General features: G+C 60.1%; 24 protein-coding genes. 7 read left to right on the top strand and 17 right to left on the bottom strand.

Annotated elements, in window-relative coordinates; all coding sequences use genetic code 11:
- Positions 1-175 precede the first annotated feature (175 nt).
- Genes ablA through WC421_06975 form a run of 5 tightly spaced genes read right to left on the bottom strand, consistent with a single transcriptional unit; the run spans position 176 to position 4666 of the window.
- Entirely contained in the window at positions 176-1453 is a 1278-nt protein-coding gene (gene ablA, locus WC421_06995) for a lysine 2,3-aminomutase (protein ID MFA5161977.1), read from the bottom strand.
- Positions 1446-2519: a zinc-binding dehydrogenase gene (locus WC421_06990; protein MFA5161976.1), complete on the bottom strand. Its 1074-nt coding sequence runs from the start codon at positions 2517-2519 to the stop codon at positions 1446-1448. Before WC421_06990 ends, ablA begins: the two co-directional genes overlap by 8 nt.
- Before the next feature lie 3 nt (positions 2520-2522).
- Positions 2523-3341, bottom strand: coding sequence for a 3-keto-5-aminohexanoate cleavage protein (locus WC421_06985; GenBank protein ID MFA5161975.1), 819 nt, complete (start codon positions 3339-3341; stop codon positions 2523-2525).
- Positions 3342-4016 (bottom strand): 3-oxoacid CoA-transferase subunit B, encoded by a 675-nt coding sequence (locus WC421_06980; protein MFA5161974.1) that lies wholly within the window; start codon positions 4014-4016, stop codon positions 3342-3344.
- On the bottom strand, positions 4013-4666 hold the full coding sequence (locus WC421_06975) for a CoA transferase subunit A (GenBank protein MFA5161973.1): 654 nt from the start codon (positions 4664-4666) through the stop codon (positions 4013-4015). Before WC421_06975 ends, WC421_06980 begins: the two co-directional genes overlap by 4 nt.
- Positions 4667-4953: 287 nt before the next feature.
- On the opposite strand from WC421_06975, the gene WC421_06970 reads away from it, so the two are divergent.
- The 7 genes from WC421_06970 to WC421_06940 all read left to right on the top strand — a co-directional run bounded on the left by WC421_06970 (position 4954) and on the right by WC421_06940 (position 11245).
- A complete protein-coding gene (locus tag WC421_06970; protein MFA5161972.1) occupies positions 4954-5157 on the top strand; it encodes a 4Fe-4S dicluster domain-containing protein in 204 nt (67 codons plus the stop codon).
- An 8-nt stretch (positions 5158-5165) separates the two neighbouring features.
- A complete protein-coding gene (gene vorB / locus WC421_06965; protein MFA5161971.1) occupies positions 5166-6269 on the top strand; it encodes a 3-methyl-2-oxobutanoate dehydrogenase subunit VorB in 1104 nt (367 codons plus the stop codon).
- Between the two features lie 2 nt (positions 6270-6271).
- Complete coding sequence (locus WC421_06960) at positions 6272-7027, top strand: thiamine pyrophosphate-dependent enzyme (protein MFA5161970.1); 756 nt, start codon at positions 6272-6274, stop codon at positions 7025-7027.
- Positions 7024-7557, top strand: a complete 534-nt coding sequence (locus WC421_06955) for a 2-oxoacid:acceptor oxidoreductase family protein (protein ID MFA5161969.1) — start codon at positions 7024-7026, stop codon at positions 7555-7557. Before WC421_06960 ends, WC421_06955 begins: the two co-directional genes overlap by 4 nt.
- A 126-nt stretch (positions 7558-7683) precedes the next feature.
- The gene (locus WC421_06950) at positions 7684-8652 is read left to right on the top strand and encodes a hypothetical protein (GenBank protein ID MFA5161968.1); all 969 of its coding nucleotides are present in this window, start codon (positions 7684-7686) and stop codon (positions 8650-8652) included.
- A 60-nt stretch (positions 8653-8712) separates the two neighbouring features.
- Positions 8713-10050, top strand: coding sequence for an MFS transporter (locus WC421_06945; GenBank protein MFA5161967.1), 1338 nt, complete (start codon positions 8713-8715; stop codon positions 10048-10050).
- Between the two features lie 64 nt (positions 10051-10114).
- A complete protein-coding gene (locus WC421_06940; protein ID MFA5161966.1) occupies positions 10115-11245 on the top strand; it encodes a glycerate kinase in 1131 nt (376 codons plus the stop codon).
- On the opposite strand, the gene WC421_06935 is transcribed toward WC421_06940, so the two are convergent.
- The 12 genes from WC421_06935 to WC421_06880 all read right to left on the bottom strand — a co-directional run bounded on the left by WC421_06935 (position 11223) and on the right by WC421_06880 (position 24451).
- On the bottom strand, positions 11223-11834 hold the full coding sequence (locus tag WC421_06935) for a hypothetical protein (protein ID MFA5161965.1): 612 nt from the start codon (positions 11832-11834) through the stop codon (positions 11223-11225). The two genes, WC421_06940 and WC421_06935, sit on opposite strands and share 23 nt — an antisense overlap.
- 260 nt (positions 11835-12094) lie before the next feature.
- The gene (locus tag WC421_06930) at positions 12095-13189 is read right to left on the bottom strand and encodes an N-acetylneuraminate synthase family protein (protein ID MFA5161964.1); all 1095 of its coding nucleotides are present in this window, start codon (positions 13187-13189) and stop codon (positions 12095-12097) included.
- Between the two features lies 1 nt (position 13190).
- A complete protein-coding gene (locus WC421_06925; GenBank protein ID MFA5161963.1) occupies positions 13191-14075 on the bottom strand; it encodes an NAD(P)-dependent oxidoreductase in 885 nt (294 codons plus the stop codon).
- Positions 14072-15430 (bottom strand): lipopolysaccharide biosynthesis protein RfbH, encoded by a 1359-nt coding sequence (gene rfbH / locus WC421_06920; protein MFA5161962.1) that lies wholly within the window; start codon positions 15428-15430, stop codon positions 14072-14074. Before rfbH ends, WC421_06925 begins: the two co-directional genes overlap by 4 nt.
- The gene (gene rfbG, locus WC421_06915) at positions 15427-16491 is read right to left on the bottom strand and encodes a CDP-glucose 4,6-dehydratase (protein ID MFA5161961.1); all 1065 of its coding nucleotides are present in this window, start codon (positions 16489-16491) and stop codon (positions 15427-15429) included. The genes rfbH and rfbG overlap by 4 nt, the downstream gene beginning before the upstream one ends.
- Complete coding sequence (gene rfbF, locus WC421_06910) at positions 16484-17257, bottom strand: glucose-1-phosphate cytidylyltransferase (protein ID MFA5161960.1); 774 nt, start codon at positions 17255-17257, stop codon at positions 16484-16486. Before rfbF ends, rfbG begins: the two co-directional genes overlap by 8 nt.
- Positions 17254-18579: a hypothetical protein gene (locus WC421_06905; GenBank protein MFA5161959.1), complete on the bottom strand. Its 1326-nt coding sequence runs from the start codon at positions 18577-18579 to the stop codon at positions 17254-17256. Before WC421_06905 ends, rfbF begins: the two co-directional genes overlap by 4 nt.
- A complete protein-coding gene (locus WC421_06900) occupies positions 18576-19703 on the bottom strand; it encodes a 3-dehydroquinate synthase family protein (GenBank protein MFA5161958.1) in 1128 nt (375 codons plus the stop codon). The genes WC421_06905 and WC421_06900 overlap by 4 nt, the downstream gene beginning before the upstream one ends.
- Positions 19700-20374 (bottom strand): SDR family oxidoreductase, encoded by a 675-nt coding sequence (locus WC421_06895; GenBank protein MFA5161957.1) that lies wholly within the window; start codon positions 20372-20374, stop codon positions 19700-19702. The genes WC421_06900 and WC421_06895 overlap by 4 nt, the downstream gene beginning before the upstream one ends.
- Positions 20374-22182 (bottom strand): thiamine pyrophosphate-binding protein, encoded by a 1809-nt coding sequence (locus WC421_06890; protein MFA5161956.1) that lies wholly within the window; start codon positions 22180-22182, stop codon positions 20374-20376. The genes WC421_06895 and WC421_06890 overlap by 1 nt, the downstream gene beginning before the upstream one ends.
- Positions 22169-23137, bottom strand: coding sequence for a UDP-glucuronic acid decarboxylase family protein (locus WC421_06885; protein MFA5161955.1), 969 nt, complete (start codon positions 23135-23137; stop codon positions 22169-22171). Before WC421_06885 ends, WC421_06890 begins: the two co-directional genes overlap by 14 nt.
- Positions 23138-24451: a UDP-glucose/GDP-mannose dehydrogenase family protein gene (locus tag WC421_06880; protein MFA5161954.1), complete on the bottom strand. Its 1314-nt coding sequence runs from the start codon at positions 24449-24451 to the stop codon at positions 23138-23140.
- Positions 24452-24459 lie beyond the last annotated feature (8 nt).

Below are 24459 nucleotides of genomic sequence, written 5' to 3'. Positions count from 1 at the left end.
GTTGGATTGCGGGATTCGGCGAAAAATCGCTTCATACTGCCTTCACAAAATTATCCTTTCGCGCAGTGAGGCGCGCGCGGATAATTTTGTTCGGCATTATTTCGCGCTTTTTCGCCTCGGTCCTCGCAACCAACTGAAACATTCAGGTTAAAACCGCAGCCGGATTGAGGAATTTTCAGCCGTGCCGCTTGCGGCGGTTGATGTCTTTTGGCTCCAGCGTCATGCGGCAGCCGTTGAGCAGGCCGGCTATACCCTCGCGGGAGACGTATTTCTCCTCTTTGCAATACCGGCAGCCGCAACCGCCGGAGGCCGCGTTCCGCGGCTGGCTGTAGGCGGTGATGACGCCCTCGTAATTGCGCAGCACGGCCTTGTCGTCGGAGATGGCCATCAGGTACTGCGGCATCACCGGGATTTTGCCGCCGCCGCCGGGCGCGTCCACCACATAGGTCGGCACGGCCATGCCGGTGGTGTGACCGCGCAGGTTCTCTATTATTTCAATGCCCTTGGCCACCGTGGTGCGGAAATGCGAAATCCCGCGCGACAGGTCGCACTGGTATATGTAATACGGCTTCACGCGCGCCATAAGCAGCTGGTGGACCAGCTTTTTCATTGTGGCCGCGCAGTCGTTGACGCCGCGCAGCAGCACGCTCTGGTTGCCAAGCTGTATGCCCGCGTCCGCCAATGTGGCGCAGGCGGACAGCGCCTCCGCCGTCATCTCTTTGGGATGATTGAAATGCGTGTTGATATACAGCGGATGGTACTTTTTCAGCATCGCCGCCAGCGCGGGGGTAACGCGCATGGGCATCACCACGGGAACGCGGGTGCCTATCCTTATAATCTCCACATGCGCAATGGCGCGTATGCGGGAGATGACGTCTTCCAGCACGCCGTCCGGCAGGGTAAGCGGATCGCCGCCGGAGATGAGCACGTCGCGCACCGAGGGCGTTTTCTTGATGTACGCTATCGCTTTGTTAAGGCTGGCGGGCGAAAGCGGGCTGTCTTCAAACCCCACCAGCCGCCGCCGCGTGCAGTGGCGGCAGTTCATGGAGCAGACATTGGTCACCAGCAGCAGCACCCGGTCCGGGTAGCGATGAGTAAGCCCCGGCACGGGCGAATCCACGTCCTCGTGAAGCGGGTCGTCCAGGTCGCACTCGTCGTCCCTAAGCTCGGATACCGACGGGACCGCCTGTTTGCGGACGGGGCAGTTTTTGTCGCGCGGGTCCATCAGCGAGGCGTAGTACGGCGTTATCGCCATGCGGAATTTTTTGAGGCAGCCGCGCAGCTCGGCGCGCTCTTTATCATCCAGCCGGATAACCTGCGCCAGAGTGTCTACGTCGCGGATATTGTTGGCAAGCTGCCAGCGCCAGTCGTTCCAGTCCGCCCCGCTTATGTTTTTGAACAGCGGAATCCGGCGGTAATCCGCGCCGGGCCGCGCCGCATGCGCGCTAAGCATAAGTCTCCTCATAGATTTTGCGGATTTTGGGGGATTCGCGCAGCAGGTTCAGCGTGATTTCGGCATGGTCTTTGGTATAGCCGTTGCCGATAATCATATTGACGTCTTTGCCTATGCCCTCCGCGCCCAGCGCGGCCTTGGTAAACGAGGTCGCCATGGTGAAGAAATAAACCGTCCCGCCGTCGCGGCACATCATTATGGAGCTCATCTCGGTGTTGGGCACGTTTACGCAGTTGATGATGAGGTCGGCCAGTTTGCCACCGGTTTCCTTCATTATGGCGTCGTAACAGGCAAGAGCGTCGGTAGCGCTGAGCTTGAGGTTTACGTCGCAGAAGCCGTATTCCTTCATTTTTTTAAGCCCGCTGTCGGAACTGGTGATGCCGATTATTTTGCCCGTGCAGCCGGCGCGTTTTTTGGCCTCGTAGGAGCACATCACGCCGGATTTGCCCGCCGCGCCGATTATGACCACGGTGTCGCCGGGTCGCACCAGCTTGGCGGTCTGGGCGGGCGCGCCGGCAACGTCCAGCACGGCAAGCGCAAGCGCCTGCGGCAGGTCTTCCGGCAGTTTGGCGTATATCGCGCTGGCAAACAATATCGCGCGCGCTTTGACATAAACCTGGTCGGTTTCCTTGTTGACCTTCGTTATCTCCTCTATCTTAAGCGGCGTAAGCGAGAGCGAGACGAGGCTGGCTATCTTGTCGCCCGCCTTGAGCGGGATTTTCCCCTCCAGCGCGGGGCCGACCTTGTGCACCCGGCCTATAAACATCCCGCCGGAGCCGGTTACCGGGTTCTGCTGCTTGCCGCGCTCGCCCACGATGCCGAGAATCATCTTTTTTATTTTCTCTTCGTCGCCGCCGCAGGCTTCCTCTATCTGGGTGAAGCTGGCCGAATCCACGTTGAGAATATCCACGTCCACCATTATTTCGTTGTCCCACATCACGCTCATGTCGTTGTTGACTTTAAGCGCGGGCTGGGGGAGCGCGCCCTGCGGCTCCACCACGCGGTGCGTCCCGAAGGGGTTGCCGCCTTTGAGAATTTTTATTCCGGTTTCGACAGTTACGGCCATATTTTATTCCTCCCTGAGATTGAAAAGTTTGCGGACGTCGCCCGGTTCCGCCGGGGGCAGGCCCGCCAGCCGGCTGATGGCGGCTGCGCGCTCCACCAGCTGGGCATTGCTTTTTGCCAGCACGCCCTTTGAGAAATACACGTTATCCTCAAATCCCACGCGGATAAAGCCGCCCATGGCCAGCGCGCCGTGCACCGCCGGCAGCGAGGCCCGGCCAATGCCCATCGCCGTCCAGAAGGCGCCCTGCGGCAGCTTGCGGACAAACAGCTCCAGCACATCCGTCTCGTATTTCACGCCGCCGGGGACATTCATCACCAGCCCATAATGGAAAGGCGGCTTTATCAACCCTTCCTTTATAAGGACATGCGAGGCGTAAACATGCGACAGGTCAAAGCATTCCAGCGTCGGCTGAACTTTGTGTTTTGCGAAAGCCGCCGCGAATTCGCGCATTACCGGCAGGGTGTTGATGATGTATTCGTCGCCGAAATTGACGGTGCCGCAGTCCAGCGAGGCCATGTCCGGCTCCAGCGTTACGGGGGCAAGCCGCTCCTGCGGCGTCATGCCCACCGCGCCGCCGGTGGTAACCTCAATGACAATGTCGGTCTTTTTCCGTATCAGCGAAATAGTTTCCTTGAACACCGCCGGGTCCTGTGTGGGGTTGCCTTTGGCGTCCCGCACATGCAGATGCAGCACCGCCGCGCCGGCCTTGCGCGCCTCGGCGGCGGCGTCGGCGATTTCGGCTGGGGTAACGGGCAGGTTCGGGTTATGCGCCCTTGTGGTTTCCGCGCCGGTTATGGCGCAGGTGATTATCATCTTTTCCATTTAGAATCTCCCGACATTGGAGGGGATGGCAAGCCGCGCGCCGGTGGCCTGTATGACCTCCTCCACCGACGAATCCTCGGCCACTTCCTCCAGCGCCAGGCCGGAGGGGGTTACGCGGATTACGGCAAGCTCGGTTACAATCAAATCCGCCTCGCGCCGGGCGGTAAGCGGCAGGGTGCAGCGCTTGAGTATTTTAGGCTCGCCGTTTTTGCTGGTATGCTCCATTGCTATGATGACTTTTTTGGCGCCCACCACCAGGTCCATCGCGCCGCCCATGCCGGGGACGAATTTGCCCGGTATGGCGTAGTTGGCGATGTTGCCCTCTTCGTCAACCTCAAGGGCGCCCAGCACGGTAACATCCAGATGCCCGCCCCGGATGATGGCAAAAGACATGGCCGAGTCGAAAAAACAGCCGCCGGGCATTATGGTAACGGGCCTGCCGCCGGCGTTGACTATGCCGCAGTCCTCCGCGCCCGGCTGCGCCGCGCCGCCCAGGCCGGTGAACCCGTTTTCGGAATGCAGCAGTATGTTTTTGCCGCTGGGCAGGTAGTCGGCCACCAGGGTGGGCAGACCTATGCCGAGGTTGGCCAGCCCGTTCTCCGGCAGTTCGCGGGCGATACGTTGTGCCACTCTTTGGCGTCTTGCGGCTTTGGGGTCAGCGAGGGGCGGTGTCATTTTCCGGCCTCCACTATGGTATGCACAAATACGCCCGGCAGATTTATCCTGTCGGGGTCCAGCTCGCCGGTTTCAACCAGCTTGTCCGCCTCAAGAATGGTTTCCTGCGCGGCCATCGCCATCACTATATTGAAATTCTTGCGCGACTTGGCGACAAAGCCGTTGCCGTATTTGTCGGCTATGTCGGCGGTTACAAAGGCGAATTCCGCGCGCAGCGGCAGTTCCACCAGATATTCGCGCCCGTCTATGAGGATTTTCTGCTTCCCCTTTTCCACCTCGGTGCCAAGTCCCGTCGGGGTGACAACGGCGCCAAGCCCGGCCCCGGCGGAGCGTATGCGTTCGGCCAGGGTGCCCTGGGGGACCAGTTCCACCTTCATGGTTCCGGCGTTCATTTGTTTGCCGGCCTCGGGATTAAGGCCGATATGGGATGTGATTACATGCGCCACCCGCCGCTGCTCCACCAGTTTGGCCACCCCCAGCCCCGGCGAGCCGGTGTCGTTTACTATAAGCGTCAGGTTTTTGACGCCCTTTCTTAAAATCGCGTCCACCAGCCCGAAGGGCTGGCCGCAGCACATGAAGCCGCCCAGCATTATGCTGGCGCCGTCGCGGATTCCGCTTACGGCCTCGTCGGCAGAAACGATTTTTTTCATGCGAATCTCCCGCGCGGAACGCCGCGCATGGTCCACAATACAAAATTCCTGCGGGGCCGCGAAATGAGCGCGGTCGCGTCCACCCTGCCCATAGCCGCCAGGACAGCGATATCCGCAAAACAGGCAACCGGCACGGACAACTTCTCACAAAGGGAAAGTCCGGGAAACCCGTGGTCATCTGTGAGCCATCTGTGGAAAAAACTCCCCGCAGCAGGCGGCGCGGGAATCATTGACAACCGCGGCGTCAAGAATTAAAGTATATCCAAACTTTGCATCAGGAGGCGTCAATGCCAGAAATCGTAGTAGCGGAAGCGCGCTGCAAGGGCTGCGCCTTATGCGTCAGCGTCTGCCCGAAAAAGTGCATCGCGATGTCGGACACTTTCAGCGCCACCGGTTATTATCCGGCGAAGATGGACAAAAAGGACTGTTGCGTCGCCTGCGGAATGTGCGCCGTAATCTGCCCTGATGCCGCCATAACGGTATATAAATAGGAGAATCTATGGGCGATAAAATTCTTATGAAAGGCAACGAGGCGCTGGCCGAGGGCGCGGTGCGCGCCGGCTGCCGCTTCTTTGCCGGCTACCCGATAACGCCGCAGAACGAAGTTCCCGAATACATGTCCTGGCGGCTGCCGGAGGCGGGCGGCGCTTTCGTGCAGGCCGAGTCCGAAACCTCGGCAATCAACATGCTCTACGGCGCGGCGGCGACCGGGGTGAGGACGATGACCTCCTCCTCCAGCCCCGGCATCAGCCTCAAGCAGGAGGGAATCTCCTACTGCGCCGGCGCGGATTTGCCGATATTTTTCGCCAATATCACCAGAGGCGGCCCCGGGCTGGGCAATATCGCCGGCTCGCAGGGCGATTATTTCCAGTCAACGCGCGGCGGCGGGCACGGCGATTACCGCGTAATCGTGCTGGCCCCCAACTCGGTTAAGGAAATGGGCAATTTCCCCGCCAAATGCTACGAACTGGCCGAGAAATACCGCGTCCCCGCCATGATTCTGGCCGACGGCATTCTGGGCCAGATGATGGAGCCGCTTGAGTTTGAAACCCCGCCCGTAGACGTTTCCAAACGCAAAATGCCGGACTGGGCCATAGGCGTCAACGAAGGCCGCCCCCGGCGCATGGTAAGCTCCTACGATTTGCGCGAGGGGGAGCTGGAAGTCCTCAACTTCGCCCGCGCCAAACGCTACCGCGAAATAGAGGACAGGGAAACGCTTTATGAAACCGTGATGGCCGACGACGCCGAAATACTGCTGGCGGCCTACGGCACGGCGGCGCGCTCCTGCCTGGCCGCGCTGAGAATGGCGCGGGAGAAAGGGCTCAAAGTCGGCCTGTTCAGGCCGCTGACGCTGTGGCCTTTCCCGTACAAACAGTTGCGCGGGCTGGCCTCAAACGGCAAAGTCAAAGCCGTGCTGTCGGTGGAGATGAGCCTGGGCCAGTTTGTAACCGATGTCCGGCTGGCGGTGAACGGCAGGGTTCCCGTCCGGCTGCACGCCAAGCCGGGCGGCGTCCCCACCACCGGCGAGGGCATTCTCACCGCCATAGAATCCGTCGTCAACGGCAAAAATGAAGCCCTCTACAACGACGGGCTGGAGTTTTAATCATGGAAAAAACGCTTACCGCAACAAACAAGCGGCCCGAAAGCCTGCTTGACGTTCCCATGCACTACTGCCCCGGCTGCGGCCACGGAATCATACACCGCATCCTGGCCGAGGCGGTGGACGAGCTTTCGCTGCGCAGCCGGGCGGTTCTGATTGCGCCGGTGGGCTGCGCGGTGTTCGCGGACCATTACTTCGGCTTTGACGCTATCCAGGGCCCGCACGGGCGCGGCCCGGCCATAGCCACCGGCATAAAGCGCGCCAAGCCGGAGACCATTGTCATTTCCTATCAGGGCGACGGCGACCTGGCCTCCATAGGCATGGCGGAAACCGTGCATGCGGCGGCACGCTCCGAGAATATAACGGTCATCTTTGTAAACAACGCGATTTACGGCATGACCGGCGGCCAGATGGCGCCCACCACGCTTATCGGCCAGACTGCCACCACCGCCCCCAAGGGCCGCGACCCGAAAGTAAACGGCTATCCCATAAAGGTCTGCGAGATGCTGGCCCAGCTTGAAGGCGCGCGGTATCTGGAACGTGTGGCAATCAACACCGCGCCCAATGTGCTAAAGGCGAAAAAGGCCGTGCTGAAGGCGCTTAAAAACCAGGCGGAGGGGAAGGGTTTTTCAATGGTGGAGGTGCTGTCCACCTGCCCGACAAACTGGGGCGCGTCTCCGGTGGAATCCATGAAATTCGTGGCCGAGAAAATGATGCCGTACTATCCCCTGGGCGTGTTCCGGGACGGAGGATTGCAATGACACAGGGAATCAGAATTTCCGGTTTCGGCGGGCAGGGGGTCATCTCGGCGGGGATACTGCTGGCCTACGCGGGGATGGTGGACGGCAAAAAGGTGAGCTGGTTCCCGGCCTACGGCGCGGAAATGCGCGGCGGGACGGCGAACTGCTCGGTGGTCATCTCGGACGATGAGGTGGCCTCGCCCGTGGTCTCCCGCCCGGACACGGTGATTGTGATGAACGAGCCGTCGCTGGCCAAATTTGAACCGCTGATTGCAAGCGGCGGGCTGCTGCTGATAAACAGCTCGCTGGTAACTTCGCGCCCGTCGCGCAAGGATATAAACGTTGCGCTGGTGCCGGTAAACGAGCTGGCGGAACAATTGGGCACGGTCAAAATCGCCAATATAGTGATGCTGGGCGTTTTCGCCGCCAGAACAAAGGCCGTGTCGCTTGACGCGCTGGGCAAGGCGCTGCCGAAAGTTTTCAAGCGCGCCAAGCCGGAGCTTATAGAGCTTAACATCAAGGCCCTTCAGAAAGGCGCGGCATACAACTGACGGCAGCCGGCGCAGAAACGCGCCGTCCGGCTGCGGAAAATGGACACTGCTGCCGGGTTATGATATAGGTCTTCCGGTCCTTGCGGAGGTTTGTTGTGTTTGGCTATAGTTTTGTTTGGAACCCTAATGAACGCGCTTTTATACATACTGCTTGCGATTCAACCGCATTGCGCCGCATATCCCGACCCGGAGGAGGCCGTCCCGGTCCGCTCGGTTTGCGCCGGCGCTGAAATACAGGATTTCGTGGAAACCCGCTTCGGCTACCGCAGGCCGAATCAGCCGGCGGAGCGGCTTACCGTTTCCCCCGTATCGGATCTGCGGGACGCCGCCACAAACACCCCCCCGCCGCAGCGGCGCGGGCTGACCGCCACGACCACAACCCAGCACGAAGCAGCCGAACAGATTTTGCTGAACCAGCTTAACGCGCCGCATTTTTCACAGGACAGATATGCTTTCGGCGACCACGGCCCCAAATACAACCTTTCGGAAATGGACTATAAGGTGCGCAAGGTGCAGGCAAGCGGGCCGCTGGCGCTGCCAGTTCCCGCCCCCGGAACCGAGCAGAGCCTCTCACGCGCGCCGGAATTCGTGGTGATTGCCGTGCGCGCTGCGGGAACGACGATGGCGAAAACGGTGGAGGCGGCCTCGGCGGCGTCCGGTTTCCGGCCTTTCAGAATGGATATTGACGGAGCCTCCGGCGCGGACACTGCCTCCGTGCGCGGCTGGATAGAGCCGGACAGGCTGGACGCGCTCAGGGCCGCGCCGGGCGTTATTTCCATAAAAAAAGGGCTGGATGCCGCCGCCTACGAAACCGGCATAATCGCGCCGGAAACGGACACGCTGTTGTCCATCCGCGTGCCGGCATCCGGCGAGCCGAAGGATTTTATGAAGCTGGCGCTTACCCGGCTGGGCGAGGGCGCCGGATTTGTGTGGGAAAAAACCATATCCGTCCGCGCCGTGCCGCTGGCCGACGGTACGCGCCGCTCGCGCCCGGAATACATAATAACCGTCGCCGGCAGAATGCCGGTGAACACGGCGGCCAAGGCCTCCGCCTATCCCTTCGTGCTGAGGGTGGATACCAGCCCCAAATCCTGACATGGGGCCGTCATCCGGGTTTTATCCCGCGCGCAACTCCAATTTGTTAAACTGATTGCAATGGCTGCCATCCCCGTCAATCACACCGCGCAGTACCGGCGGCGGCGTTTCCTTAACTGGTTCCCGCTGGGGCTTACCTACGCCACCTTCTACATGGGCCGCTACAATCTTAACGTCGCCGGCAAGCCGATGATGGACATGTTCCATCTCACCAAGGCGGAATTCGGCGTCATAGCCACAGCGGGGTTCTGGACATACGCCTGCTCCGTAATCATCAACGGCCCGCTGGCCGACCGCATCGGCGGCAGGAAGGCGATACTGCTGGGCGCGCTGGGCGCCTGCGCGCTGAACCTGGCCATAGGGCTGCTTTTTCTCAACGGCTGGCAGACTAAAATAATAGTCGGGATGTCGCTTCTCTACGCCGTGAACCAGTATTTCCAGAGCTTTGGCGCGCTGTCGGTTGTCAAGATAAACGCGCCGTGGTTCCACGTGCGCGAGCGCGGCGTCTTCGGCGGCATATTCGGGATAATGATTTCCTGCGGTTATTTTCTGGCCATGACAGTGGGCGGCTGGATACTGAGCTGGTTCCCCTGGTACTGTGTTTTCCTGATACCGGCGGGCTGCATTCTGCTGATGTTTCTGGTGGACCTTGCCATGGTGCGCGATACGCCCAAAGACGCCGGGTTCGAGAATTTCAACACCGGCGACGCCACCGCCAACGACCAGGACAGCGGCAAGCCGCCGGATTTCCGCCATCTGGCGGCCCGCGTGTTCACAAACCCGGTCATCATAACGCTGGCGCTGTCGGAATTCTGCACGGGGTTTGTGCGGCAGGGGCTGATGCTGTGGTTCGCGCCGTTTCTGAAAGAAATGCACGGGATAGATCACGGCACGACGCTGTTTTCGATCGCGACGGCGGGGATAACCGCAGGCGGCATACTCGGCGGGCTTATATGCGGCTGGCTCTCCGACAGGGTGTTCGGCTCGCGCCGCGCGCCGGTGGCGTTTTTATTCTATCTGGGCCAGATTGTTTCGCTGCTGCTGCTGGGATACGCCGGCTCGCCAATAGCGGCGGCTTTCCTTGTAGGGTTTTGCTGCATGTGGATATTCGGCGTGCACGGAATGCTTTCCGGCACGGCGTCCATGGATTTCGGCGGGGCCAAAGCCGCGGCCACCGTGGCTGGAACGTTGGACGGGGTGCAGTATCTGGCCTCCGGGCTGACCGGGTTTTTCCTGGGCGGGCTGCTGGACAAATACGGGTGGGGAATATGGGTGTGGACGCTTGTTCCGTTCTCGCTGGCCGGGGCGCTGCTGATGACCCGCCTGTGGCACGAGACACCGCTTAAAAAGCCGCCCCTTCCCGTCGCGCCCGAGCCGGAAGGCGCCCCGCTGGATTGAGCCGGCCCCGAAATTCCGCGGAATCCGCCGGCGCGCGCCGGTTCCGTTGCGCGCGACTTGCATAATGAAAATTCTCATAGCTCCCAATCCGTTCAAAGGCTCGCTTTCTGGACCGCAGGCGGCGCGCGCCATGGCGCGCGGCGTCAGGCGCGCCCGCCCGAACACGGAGATTGACATAATGCCCGTCTCCGACGGCGGCGACGGGCTGATAGACGCGCTGTCCGCGGGCTTTTCCCCGGAGGCGGGCGGCAGGCTGTTTTCAAAAACCGTCCGCGGGCCGCTTGGCGCGCCGGTCCGGGCGCGGTATCTGATGCGGAACGGAAACTGCGCCGTTATAGAAACCGCGCGCTGCTGCGGGCTGGCATTGCTTAAAGGGCAAAAGCTCCGCCCGCTGGAGGCCTCCTCCTTCGGCGCGGGCGAGTTTATCGCCGCCGCGCTGGAAAAGGGGGCGCGGCGCATTCTTATCGGGCTTGGGGGCGCCGCCTCATGCGACGGCGGCGCCGGCATCGCGCAGGCGCTGGGCGCGCGGCTGCTGGACGAAAATTCCGTTCCCGTAGCTCCGGGCGCGCGTGGGTTGCTGCGGCTGGCGGAGATAGATACCCGGCGCATGCACCCGCTGGTGCGCCGCGCCGGAATAATCGCGCTGGCAGACGTAACCAACCCGCTGCTGGGGGAAAACGGCTCGGCCCGCGTCTACGGCCCGCAAAAAGGCGCGACCCCAAAGGAAGTGGAAATCATAGAGACCGCGCTGCGGCGCTACGCGCGCATTGTAAAGCGGGATTTGGGGCTGGATATATCCCGCCGCCCATCCATGGCGGCGGCGGGGGCGATGGCGGCGGGGCTGTATGCGTTCTGCGGCGCGCGCATGGCCTGCGGCGCGCAAACCGTGCTGCAAATGCTAAATGCGCGGCGGCGCGCCCGCGCGGCGGATATAATTTTAACCGGCGAAGGCCGCCTGGACGCGCAAACTCTTTGCGGCAAGACGCCTTTCGCGCTGGCGCAACTGGGAGCGGAATGCGGCAAACCGGTTTTTGCCGTAGCCGGAAGCTGTGCGCTGTCCCCCGGCGCGCTGCGCCGCGCCGGTTTTGCCAAAATCGTCGCCATTTGCGGCGGCGCAACCGGCGAAAAGCAGTCCATGCGGCGCGCCGCGGCATACGCCGAAGCCGCCGCATTCAGTCTATTTTCGGGACTTTGAAACCGGGCGGCATGTTTTTTTCCACAAACATTTTGAATTCCGGGTCCCCTGAAATATCCCGGACCAGCTGCTTGAACTCCGGTTCCTGCATGTGCCTGATTAAAACGGCAGCCGCGCCGCTGGCCTGAAACTGCATCATCATGGCCACCGGGCTGCGCATGTCCGGCGCGGATTTGAGAAGTTTCATAAATGCCGGGTTTGCGGTTATTTCGCCCACAAACCGCTGCGCCGCAGGCCTGTTTTTGTATTTGCCAAGGACATGAAACAATTCGCCCACAAAGCCGGATGGCGCTGGCACGGGCGAAGCGGGCGCGGAGCCGGACAACGTCTGCGGCGTGTCCGTGCCGGAAGACTGCGGCGCAGGCGGGCCGCCGGACTGCGGCGCATCCGCGGAATAAAACGGAAGCGGCATTTCCCGCCGGCGCAAGGCGTCTGGAGCAGCCGGCGCGGACGGAACCGCCGCCAGAACCGCCGGCTTTAGCGATTCGGTTTCATCATACGAAACCACATTCCGCGCGCGCCGCCCGTGAATCATGAACCCAGCTGCGGCGGCTGCCGCCATCACAAGCAGCACCGCCGCCTTGAACATAATGCCGGATTGCTTTCTGCGAGGCTGCGACAGAGGAACCGCCTGCCGCGGAACCGGTTCCGGCTCCTGATAAACACTCTGGCGCGGAGGAGGAGGGGGTGGCGGAGGAGGCGGGGGCGGAGGAGGAGAAGGAGGGGGCGGCGGAGGAATAAAATTTCTTCTGTATTTGGCCATAAGAGTTTTTTACAGCCCCTCCATCCGCCGCAAGCGCCGTTACGCTACGGACGGCGGAGTTCGCCGTCCGCCCTTCCGCCGAAGAGTTAAATTCCCCTGTTGTAAATACGCTGCCTGAGGCTTTCGTTATGGGCGTAGGGGCTGTCTATCGCGTCTATCATAACCGGCTCGTCTTTTTTGACGGGACGCAGCAGCACCTCGCCGCTCATCAGCTCGCGGCAGGAAATCTGGCCTTTCTGCAGCGGTATGGCCATATAGACATCGTTTAAGAGTTCGTTATGCTGTATGACATGCCCCGCCGGCAGGTCCCGCCTGGCATAGACGCCGCGCAGCAGCCCTTCCAGATATTTCTCCTCGGCTTCGGGCGGAATGCGCTTTGTGTCGCCGCAGGGGCCGCACATCTCGCGCGCCTTGTTGTGGGCCTTGAACCAGGCGTCAACCTGATGCGGCAGCGAGCAGTAGGACGAAACCGGATGCTGCCCGTCTTCAATGTCTATGTGCCGCTCAAAAGTGCGCGCGCCTTTGCCGTAGGCTATCATCACGGAAGAAGCCCAGTCATGGCACTCGTGCGTTGAGAGACCTATGACATTGCGCGGATACCGCTCCCGCAAATAGTCTATCTGGTTAAGGTTGAGGTCGCGGTCCTCCGTCGGATACATCGCCACGCAGTGGTTGAGCGCGAACGGGATATTGCGGTTGGCGAAAAAATTCACCAGGTCGTCGAGGTCCTTCACTGAAAACCCGCCGGAGGAGGCTATGACAGGTTTTTTCGTGGTCGCTATTTTTTCTATCAGGAACCAGTCGTTGACGTCGGAGCTGGCCAGCTTTATTATCGGCAGGCCAAGCTCAACGCACAGGTCCACGGATGCCTCGTCAAAAGGAGTGGCCATGGGAATGCAGTTGTTTTTGCGGATATGGTCAACCATTTTGGCCAGATCTTCCTTGGAAATGCGGGTGTCCATGGTTTTCTTGACATAGCGCAGATCCTGCCGCTCGCGGAAATCCTTATGTATGAAATTGTCCACGTCGCGGAGCTGAAGCTTTATGGCGGCTTTTACGCCGTTGAATCGAACTATCTGCGCGTGTTCCGAAATAATTTTAAGCCCGCGCTCCAGCTTGCCCCAGTGGTTGTTGGCAAGCTCCAGAACGAAAAGCTCGTCAAAAATGGTGTCGCTTCTCATGTTATTTATCCTCCAGCAGCAGCGATTTGTCCAACGTGTCCCTGCGGGCCGCATACCAATTATACAGCCCGCGTATTCCCTCGTCCAGCCCGGTTTTAAGAAAACCGGAAAATTCGGTTTTCAGCAGCGAGTTATCGCCGCTGTATTCAACGCCCATGCCCGGCGTTTTAACGATTACCGGCAAATCCCCGCCGGAAAGCGCGCTCGCTTTATGAGCGATTGAAAGCAGCTCGACGCTCTCGTCCGGTGTAACGTTATAGGCCGCGTGTTTTGCCGGATTCTCAATGAAATGCCGTATGACGCCAATCAAATCCGCGACGTAAATGTAGTCAAATCTCCGGTTCTGTTTGATGGTGATTGGCAGCTCAAACAACGTTTTGCATATCGCGTTGGAGATGAAGCGGATGGCGTAATCCTCGTACTTGCCGTAGACGCCGAAAGGGCGCAGTTCCACAATCCGCCCGGCGGATTTTTCCGTGAAAAGCGAGCAGATATATTTCGCATACCCCGCCTCGTCCTCCGGCGGATACTGGCCGAAAAAATCCTCTTTCATTTTAGGCCGGTAATGCGCGGGGTTGTAGGCCAGGCCGGAACCGAGATAAATCATTTTTCCCCACGCGCCATCGTGCTGCGCCAGGTTTATGAAATGGCGCGTGTTCGCGTATAACAGCCCTGTCAAATCTTTCGCGTTGCGGTGGCCCGGTTTTATGGCCGAGTGGATGACGGCGTCAAAATGCCTGTTCCTGAAATACTCGCGCACGACGCGCGAATCCGTCAGTTCCAGCTCGGCATGGGACGGGGCGGAGATTTCGTATTCCCCACCCAGCGTCTCAATTATATTCCTGCCGATAAAGCCGGAACCGCCGGTAAGAAGCAGTTTTTTCATCTGGCGAATTTTTTGGCGCAGTCCGCCATATATTCCAGTTTCTGTGCGCTCATCCCCGGATACACGCCCAGCCAGAAGGTGTTCTGCGCGATGAAATCGCTGCCGTCCAGTTTCCCTGCGGCGCGCCATTTGCCTCTTTTGCCCGCGCAGCAGGGATGGCGCAATATATTGCCCGCAAACAGCATTCTGGTCTGCACGCCGTTGTTCTCAAGATGACGCACAATTTCGTTTCTGCCAAACCTCGCGCCGGGCCGCACGCTCAGCACAAAGCCGAACCACGACGGGTCCGAATTTTCCGCCGGCTCCGGCAGGATGAGCTGCTTTTCCAGCGGGGCAAAGAGTTCCCGCAGCGTTTTCCAGTTGTTTTTTCTGGCGAGGGTGAAAGCGTCCAGCTTTTCAATCTGCGCGCAGCCGATGGCGGCCTGCAAATCCGTCATTTTCAGGTTATACCCGAAGCGCGAATAAACATACTTGTGGTCATAGCCTTCGGGCAGCTTGCCGAACTGTCCGGTGAAGCGGCGTTTGCAGGTGTTGTCCCGCCCGGAGGGACACCAGCAGTCCCTGCCCCAGTCGCGCAGCGATTCCACAATCCGCTTCAGCGCGGAATCATTTGTGCATACCGCGCCGCCCTCGCCGGTGGTGATATGATGCGCCGGATAAAAACTTAATGTGGACATATGTCCGAAAGAGGCGGTATTGCGCCATTTCCCGCCCAGCCTGTAGCGCGAGCCGAGCGCGTCGCAATTATCCTCTATAAGCCAGAGGCCGTTCTCATTGCAGAAATCCAGCACGGCCTCCGCATTGAATGGATTGCCCAGGGTATGCGCCAAAAAAACCGCCTTTGTCTTTTTTGTCAGCGCGGCCTTAAGCGCGGCGACATCAACATTGTACTGCGGCACCGCAACGTCCACAAAAACCGGAACCGCGCCGTGCTGCACGATGGGCGCAACGGTGGTGGGAAAGCAGGCGGCGGGGGTGATAACCTCGTCGCCCGGGTTTATGGCGCGCGCGCCAAGCGAATCATCGGCCAGCGCGGCAAAAGCCAGCAGATTGGCCGACGAGCCGGAATTGACCAGAGAGCAGTGCTTTACGCCCAGCTTCTTTGCCAGCGCGGCCTCCAGCCTTGCGGCATACGGCCCGGCGGTAAGCCAGAAATCCAGCGAGGCCGAAACCAGCGAGCGTATTTCCGCCTCGTCGTAGATTCTGCCGCCGTAGCTGATTTTGTCGCCCGGGGAAAATGGTTTTTGTTCAGCCGCGGCGCGCAGGCGGTGATATTCCGCCGCGGCCTCCAGCGCGCGGTTTTTTGCGGCTTCAAGTTCTTTCGCGGACGGCGCGGTTTTGCAGGAAGTTGTCATCTCAGATACTCCTCAAGTTGGCGGTTGGTTATTTCCAGCATGTCTTTGCCCTCGCCGGAGGCTTTGTACCATTCCACTATCTTGTCCAGCGTTTTCTCCAGCGTCCATTTGGGCCGCCAGTCCAGCTTCAGGCGGGACTTGGTGGAATCCAGCATCAGTATCGCGGCCTCGTGGCCGGATTTGGACGGGGTGATTTCAAAGTCTGCCCCGCCCCAGCGGGCGCATATTTCCTTAACAAGCCAGCCCGCCGGGCGCACATCTCCGGATTCGGGGCCGAAATTCCAGGCCTGGGCGTATTCCGGACCGTTCTCCCACAGCCGTTTGGCGAGGACCAGGTATCCCGCCAGCGGCTCCAGCACATGCTGCCACGGGCGCAGCGACTGCGGGTTGCGGACCTTCACATTCTCTCCGGCCAGCAGCGCGCGCGCGCAGTCCGGCACCAGGCGGTTGGCGGCCCAGTCGCCGCCGCCGATTACGTTTCCGGCCCGCGCGGAGGCTATGCCGGTTTTGTGAATGCCGTAATGCTCCGCCGGGAAAAACGAGTTTCTCCAGGCGGCCGTGGCAATCTCGGCGCAGGCCTTGCTTGAGGAATACGGGTCAAAACCGCCCAGCGGCTCGTTTTCGCGGTAGCCCCACAGCCATTCCTTGTTTTCATAGCATTTGTCGGTTGTGATGACGACCACGGCTCGCGCGGTTTTGGTTTTGCGCGCGGCTTCCAGCACATTGACAGTCCCCATCACATTGGAGGCGTAAGTTTCCGCCGGGATGCGGTAGGATTCCAGCACCAGCGGCTGCGCCGCCATGTGGAAAACTATTTCCGGCTTGACGCGGGCAAAAGCGGCGGCCAGTTTTTCGCCGTCGCGCACGTCGGCGGTTTCGGTGTCTGCCAGGCGGGCGAGGCGGCAGGTTTCATACATGCTGGGCTCGGTGGGCGCCGGCAGCGAATATCCCGCCACATGCGCGCCCATCCGGTGCAGCCACACCGTCAGCCACGAGCCTTTGAAACCGGTGTTGCCGGTTACAAGAACTTTTTTGCCTTTCCAGAATTTCTCGTCAATCATCCCATTTCACCCAGGGCGCTTTGCGCTCGCTGCAAAGGCCGTCAAGATAGTTTTTCTCGCGCAACGTGTCCATCGGCTGCCAGAACCCCTCGTGCCGGTAGGCCGCAAGCCGGCCTTCGGACACCAGGGCGTTCATCGGCTCTTTTTCCCAGAGGACATTGCCCTTCACGCGGGAAAGCGCGTCCGGCTCCAGCACGAAAAACCCGCCGTTTATCCACGAATCCTCGCCGTGCGGCTTTTCACGGAAGGATTTGACCTTGCCCGCCGCGTCCAGATCCATCGCGCCAAAACGCCCCGGCGGCTGCACCGCCGTTACGGTGGCCAGCGCGCCGGATTTTTTATGGAAATCCAGCAGCCGGTTTATGTCTATGTCCGCAACGCCGTCGCCGTAGGTGAGCATGAAGGTTTTGCCATCCAGATATTTCTCGGACAGCTTGACCCGCAATCCGGTAAGCGAATCCGCTCCGGTGTCGGCCAGCGTGATATGCCACGGCTCCACATCGCGGTGAAGCATGGTTACCGAGCCTGCCTTCAAATCCACCGCCGCATCGCAGTTGTGCAGCATGTAGTTGGCAAAGTACTCCTTTATCATGTAACCCTTGTAACCCAGGCAGATGATGAAATCGTTGAAGCCGAAATGCGAGTAGATTTTCATTATATGCCAGAGTATCGGCCTGCCGCCTATCTCCACCATCGGCTTGGGGCGCAGGCCGGTTTCCTCACCCAGCCGGGTGCCCAGCCCGCCCGCCAGAATTACCACTTTCATGTTTTCCTCCAGAATATATTCCGCGCCTCAAGCGCGGACGGCAATCCCCGCGCGCGCATCACCGCCAGCGCGCGCAGCCCCAGAAAGGTTTCGTCCGCCGGAGCGGCGGGAACTATTTTGCGGCCCGTCAGTTTTGCCAGAAATGCCGCCGCCGGTTTCAGCTTTCTGGCGGCGCCGCCGCTTAAAATCCACTCTTTCAGCCGGCCCTGCGGGTCAACGGCGCGCGCCGCCTCAACATACTGGACAAGCAGGCAGCGGGCAAGCGACGCCGCGTAATTTTCCGGCGTGAGATTATCGCCGATTCCGGTTATTTTCGCGCCGCCGGAATAGTTCCACGCGCTTTTGAAAAATGCCAGGTCTATTTCCAGCGACGAGGCGGCTATTTTTTCAGCCGTCAGCGCGGAAAAATAAGCGCGCATAAAATCCCCGCCGCCGCGCAGCCCGTCCGCAAATCCGGCAAATTTTTCCAGCGCGCGCCCGCAGGGGATATGGGTTATTGTATCCAGCAGCAGCCCGTCAAAAAAAGGGCGCTGCTCAACGGCGGAGCGGCGCGCCTGGCATATATGCGAAACCTGGGAGCCTGTCCCCATATTGACGGACAGGGTTTTTTCCGTGTTGCCCGCGCCCAGCACGGCGCACTGATGGTCGCCGACGGCGCAGAATATGGGGATTTTGCCCCAGTGCCCGGCGGGGACAGCCGGCCCCGCCGCGCGGTTGAGCGAGAATTTCCCGCCGCACAAATCCAGCAGCGCGGCGGAAGGCGCCTTTTTGTAAATGTTATAGAGCCCCAGCCCGGCCAGCATGGTCCCGTGCGAAGCGCGCTCGCTTTTGCCGGAAATATCGGCCAGCCAGTCCGGCAGGGTTATGACCCGGCCCGCCCTGACCGCCCCTGTCCGCGCCAGATACGCCAGATTGGCAAACGGAAGCCCGGGCCGCAGCCTCATCCCCGTCTCCCGGCGGAACAGGACGCCGGACTGGCGCTCCAGCGCGGGGAAAAAGGGCCGGCCTTTCACCGGCAGAAGCGAACGCTCGTCCTTCCAGCTTATGTAATCGGTCAGGGGGCGGAAATTACCGTCAACAACGGCAAAACCGTGCATCTGGCTGGAGATGAACACCCCTTCAAAGCCGCCGCGCCCGCTGTAATAATCCAGTATATCGCCGAACTGGCGCGAGAGTTTTTTAAGCGGCGCTTCGCAGAAAGGGCCTTTGCCGCGCGAAGGCGCGGCGTCAAAACGGCGGGCCAGCCGGAACCGCCCGCTGTCCAAATCCACTATGGCGGTTTTTACGTTTGTCGCGCCGAAATCGCAGAGCAGGTATCTCACCGGAACTCCGTCTTGATAATGCCGGAAATTTCGGACCGGAGCTTCTCGTCCAGCGCGGTTCGGACAAAAACCGTCTCCCCCGGGTTTTTTATGAGCGCGAAAAACAGCCCGCCGGAAACAGCTTTTTTGTCCTTTTGCAGCAGGGCCAGGAGATTTTCCGTGGGCAGCGCGCGCATGGCGAGCATGGATTGCGCGTCTATGATGTCCAGCGCCAGCGTTTTTATCTCCGCGCATTCCCCGGCGGGCAGCAGCCCGCGCCGGACGGCCAGTTCGTTTGCGATTATAATGCCTATCGCCACGGCCTGCCCGTGCGGGATGGCATAGCCGGAAAGCGATTCCGCCGCATGTCCGGCAGTGTGGCCGTAATTGAGCGCGCGGCGGTGGTTAAGCTCAAACTCGTCCTCCTCCACCACGGCGCGTTTTATCGCCAGCGAGTTCAGCAGAAGCGTCCTGAAACCCGAAAACTCCGCCGGGACGCCGTTTCTGACGGTCGCCTTGTACAGCGCGATATACTCCGGCCCGCCGGTTATGAAAAGTTTCAGTATCTCGCCCATGCCGCTCAAAATATCGCGCCGCTCCAGAGTTTTTAAAAAATTGGGATTGATTACGACACGGCGCGGCGCGGAAAACAGCGCCAGCTGGTTTTTGGCGCCGCCGTGGTTGATGCCGGTCTTGCCGCCGATACAACTGTCGCACATCGCAAGCAGCGTGGTGGGAAAAAACGTCCAGTTTATGCCGCGCTTGTAAACCGCGCCGGCGAAGGCGCCCGCATCCTCCATGATGCCGCCGCCGGCGACGGCCAATGTCTCGCCTTTGGTAAAGCCGCTTTTCATCAGCAGCTCTATAAGCGCGGTTACGCCGGAGAGGGTTTTGAACTCCTCGGTCGCCTCGGCCTTCATCATGCGCGGGCCGCCGTCAAAGCCGCCGCCGTGCAGCCGCAGCACTTTTTCGTCCGCAAGCAGAATGTTTCCGGGACAAGACATCAGTTCGCGTATTCCGGCGAAAGCGTCGGGATTTTCGTCCCAGACGACATTGTAGGGGCGCGGGACGGATTTCACCTCAAATTCCGCCGCGCCGCCGAAGGAGGCGGAGAATTTTTTGCCGTCTATCAGAAAATCCGTCATCGCTGGAACCCTCCGGCGGAAAACGCGCCATCGACCGTTATATCCTGCCCGGTCAGATACGTGTTCTGCGGCGAGCAGAGGAAATAAGCCGCCTCGGCTATTTCCTCCGGCGCGGCCATGCGGCCAAGCGGTATCATGGATTCAAGCCTTTTGATTACATCGGGCGCGTTGTTCTTACGGGTCAGCGCGGTGTCCACAAACCCCGGCGAGATTGTGTTGGCCATTATGTTATAAGGCGCAAATTCTATGGCCATGGTTTTTATCATCCCGTTCAGCGCATGCTTGCTGGTGGCATAAGGCAGCCGGCCGGCGCGCGAGATGGAGCCGTATATGGAGGACACCGCCAGTATATGCCCGCGCCCGCGCGATTTCATCCCGGGAATAAAATGCTGCACGACGCGGAGAAAGCCGCCGTAGTTGACCGCATGGGTACGCTCCATATCCTCCGGCGTTATCTGCTCAACCGGTTTGGGAGTATTTATCCCCGCGCTGTGGATTATAACGTCCGGCTCCAGCTTCAGCGCGCCGAGATAGGCTACAACGGAACCCGGGGCGGCCAGGTCCATATCGGCAAGGCGGGGGGCGGTTATTTTGTTGCCGCGCTTTTCAAAAACGCCGGCGATGGCGGCGCCTATGCCGCCTTCAATGCCAAGCAGAAAGACATCTCTCATCATTCCTCCGGCCAGAGCGGGACAAGCATGTTTTTCTGAAATTCGCCGCGGTCAAGAAACGGATACATATCCTCTATCGGTTTTGAGACCATGCGCCCGTCCGGCTTGCGCTCCGATGAAAGCTTGGGCGAGAAAATATAATCCTCCGCCAGTTTCACCTCGCACAGGACCGGGCCCGGCGCCGCAAGCGCGGCTTTGATGCCCTCCGCCAGCCGGGCGGGCTGCGCTATTTCCAGCGCGGGGATGCCGAACCCCGCCGCCAGCTTCTGAAAATCAGGAAATCCGACGCCGGATTCCGGCCCGCAGCCGACATACGGCATTCCGAAAAATCCGGCCTGCGTCTGTTTTATGGAGACATAACCGTTGTTGTTGAGAATGAATATCTTCACCGGCAGCCTGTAATAGGCGATTGTCTGCATTTCCTGCACGTTCATCATCACGCTGCCGTCGCCGGCGAGGCAAACCGTGTCTTTTCCGCCGGAGGCGATGCAGGCGCCTATGGCGGCGGGCAAATCATACCCCATTGTGGCGCAGCCGGAATTCCAGAAAACGCGCTGGCCTTCTTTTATGTCCGCCGCCTGAAACGGCGCCACGCAGGCGGTGCCGTCGCCCGTAACGATGGCATGTCCGGCGGAAGTCTGCCTTGTTAGTTCCTCTATGAAAACGTAAGGGTTGATTTTTTCGGAACGGCGGTATTCCGGCAGGACGACGGGATATTTTCGCTTGCGCTCCGCGCACCAATCCACCCATTCCTTCCAGTCCGGCAGGACGGTGTCCCCAAACGTTCCGGCAAGCGCGTCAATGAAGAATCCCGCGTCGCAATGGACGGCGGTGTCGGGCGTCAGGGTGTGCTTTTGCAGCTCCGCCGCGTCCGCGTCCACGACTATTTTATGCGCGTGGCGGGCGAAGGTTTTCCAGCCGTAGCTTACCTGCCTTATGTTGTTGCGCGTGCCGATGAACAAGGCGACATCCGCGTTTTGCAGCGCGAAATTTCCGGCCCGGTCGCCCACCGTGCCTATCCGCCCGGCGAAAAGCGGGTGCGCGTTGGGCACCATATCCGCCGCGTTGAAAGTGCAGCACACCGGCGCGCCCAGCCGTTTGACCAGCGCAAGGTATTTGTCCCGCGCATGGGCCGCGCGCACGCCGTTGCCGCCGACAACCACGGGGCGTTTCGCGTTCTTAAGCAATTCAGCCGTTTTCGCTATGGCGGAGCGGGCGGCGGCTTCGTCAAAAATGAATTTATCCTCGGCTGGGTCATAGCGGCGGAGAGAATTTTCGTCTATCTGCGCGCCCTGCACATTCATGGGAATATCAACCCATACCGGGCCGGGGCGGCCGGTAACGGCGATGTTTATCGCCTTGTCCAGATAATAGCCTATGTCCTGCGGGTTGGTGACGCTGACCGCGAATTTGGTGACGGGCCCGACTACCTTTATAATGTCGACTTCCTGGTCGCCTATCTGGCGGACGGGGACTTCCGGGCGGTAATGAATGGTGGTCTCAAACTTCACCTGGCCGGAGATATAGAGGACCGGCACGGAATCCGTCCACTGGCCCATGACGCCGGTAAGCGTGTTCAGCCCGCCTGGGCCGGTGGTGACATTGACCACGCCCAGCCTGCCTGTCATGCGGCTGTAGCCTTCGGCGGCGATGGCGCAGCCCTGCTCGTTATGGAAAAACACCGGCGCAATCCCCTTGCATTTGCCGAGGGCGTCGTTTAAGTGCATCGCGCCGCCGCCGACTATCATAAAAACGCGCTCAACGCCGCGCTCTACCAGTTTTCCGGCGACGAAATCAGCGACTCTCATTTTTTTTCCGGGCGGGACGGGGAAGTTTCAGTTTTTCGCGGAAATGGGCTATGGTGCTTTCAAGCCCGGCCTCAAGCGGCACTTTGGTCTTCCAGCCGAGAGCCTTTTGCGCCAGGGTTACATCCGGGCAGCGCACTTTCGGGTCGTCGTCCGGCAGGGGCCGGAAAACTATTTTAGAGCTGCTGCCGGACAGCCGTTTGACGGTGCGGGCCAACTCCAGCATTGTCGTCTCCCGCGGGTTGCCCAGGTTGACCGGCGTGTTCAGCGGCAACAGCAGCAGTTTATAAAGCCCTTCCACCAGATCGCTGACATAGCAGAGGCTGCGGGTCTGGCCGCCGTCGCCGTAAACGGTAAGCGGCTTGTTTTTAAGCGCCTGGGTGATGAAGTTGGGGACGGCGCGCCCGTCGTCCAGCCGCATTCTGGGGCCGAAGGTGTTGAATATGCGCGCTATGCGCACCTGCACGCCGTGATAGCGGTGATAGGCGACCGACATGGCCTCCGCGAAACGTTTGGCCTCGTCGTAGACGCCGCGCGGGCCGATGGGGTTCACATTGCCCCAGTAGCTTTCCGGCTGCGGGTTCACCAACGGGTCGCCGTAAATCTCGGAAGTGGAGGCCAGCATGAACACCGCGCCTTTTTCTTTGGCAAGCCCCAGCGCCTTGTGCGTTCCCAGCGCGCCCACTTTCAGGGTGGGGATGGGATAGCGCATGTAATCCTCCGGGCTGGCGGGACTGGCGAAATGCAAAATCGCGTCCAGTTTGCCCGGAACATGTATGTAGTTTGTGACGTCATGCTTGATGAAAAGGAAATCCGGCCCGCCCATGAACTGTTCAATGTTCCCGACCGAGCCGGTGATGAAATTATCCATCCCGATTACTGAATGGCCTTTTTTGAGCAGATGCCCGCACAGATGGCTGCCCAGAAAGCCCGCCGCGCCGGTAACCAGAATCCGCATCTATTTCCTTCCCACTGAGCGGCACACGAAACCCAGCGCGCGCATTTTGTCCGGGTCAAATATATTCCTGCCGTCTATGACCACCGGATGACGCAGCGCGGCGCGGAGCTTTTTAAGGTCAAGCTCCCGGAATTGCGCCCATTCGGTTATCACCATCAGGCAGTCCGCGCCGCGGGCGCAGTCATAGGCGTCCTTGCAGAATTTGACGCCTTTGATAACTTTGGCGGCATTGGCCTGCGCCACCGGGTCGCAGGCCCGGACTTTGGCGCCCCGCTCGTGCAATGCGCGGATAATGTCAATGCTGGGGGCAAAACGCATGTCGTCGGTGTCCGGCTTGAAGGCCAGCCCCAGCAGCGCGACGGTTTTGCCGCCCAGGTTCCAAAGCTCCTCCTCCGCGCGGCGCACGGGCCAGAGCTTCTGATCTTCGTTTACGTCTTTTACGGCGCGCAGCAGCTCGAAATCATAGCCCTTTTGTTTGCTTATCCAGTAAAAGGCCTCCAGATCCTTCGGGAAGCAGAAGCCGCCGAACCCAATGCCCGCGCGCAGAAAATGCGGGCCGATGCGCCTGTCCATGCCCATGCCGCGGGCCACATCCTCCACATTGGCGCCGGTGCGCTCGCAGACATTGGCGACGGAGTTTATGAACGAAATTTTCGCCGCCAGCAGCGAATTGGAAGCATGCTTGATAAGCTCCGCGCTTTTGACATCGGTTATAAGCACCGGGCATTTGAAGGGGGCGTAGACCGCCTTCATAACCTCCGCCGCGCGGGGCGAGGACACGCCCACCACCACCCGGTCCGGCTTCATGAAATCCTCAACCGCGCGACCCTCGCTTAAAAATTCCGGGTTGGAGACTATGTCAAACTCCACGCCTTTGGGCGCAAAACGGGAGACGGTTTTTATCACCCATTCGCCGGTTTCCACCGGCACGGTGGACTTTTCGGCTATGACGGTATAGCCGCGCATGTGCGCCGCTGTTTCCTGGGCCACCCGCTCCACAAAAGACAAATCAGCCGAGCCGTCGGAGCGCGGCGGCGTCCCCACCGCGATAAACACCACCTGCGCCGCATGGCCTTTGTAATTCATGGCCTCGGATATGGAGCCCAGGAAAAACAGCCGCCCGGCTTTGGCGTTGCGCAGGACTATCTCGCCCAGCCCCGGCTCGTAAAATGGGATTTTTCCTTTTTTGAGCGCGGAAATCTTGGACTTGTCCGAGTCCACGCAAACCACTCTGTGCCCCGCCTCGGCAAGGCATGCCCCCGTAACCAGCCCCACATAACCCGTTCCCACAACGCAGATATTTATCTGTTTCATAATGATTT

It is taken from the genome of Elusimicrobiales bacterium, from assembly GCA_041651175.1.
GTDB lineage: Bacteria > Elusimicrobiota > Elusimicrobia > Elusimicrobiales > Elusimicrobiaceae > JAQTYB01.
The sequence above is the reverse complement of the archived record's forward strand: the minus strand, read 5'-3'. Positions and strand labels throughout refer to the sequence as shown.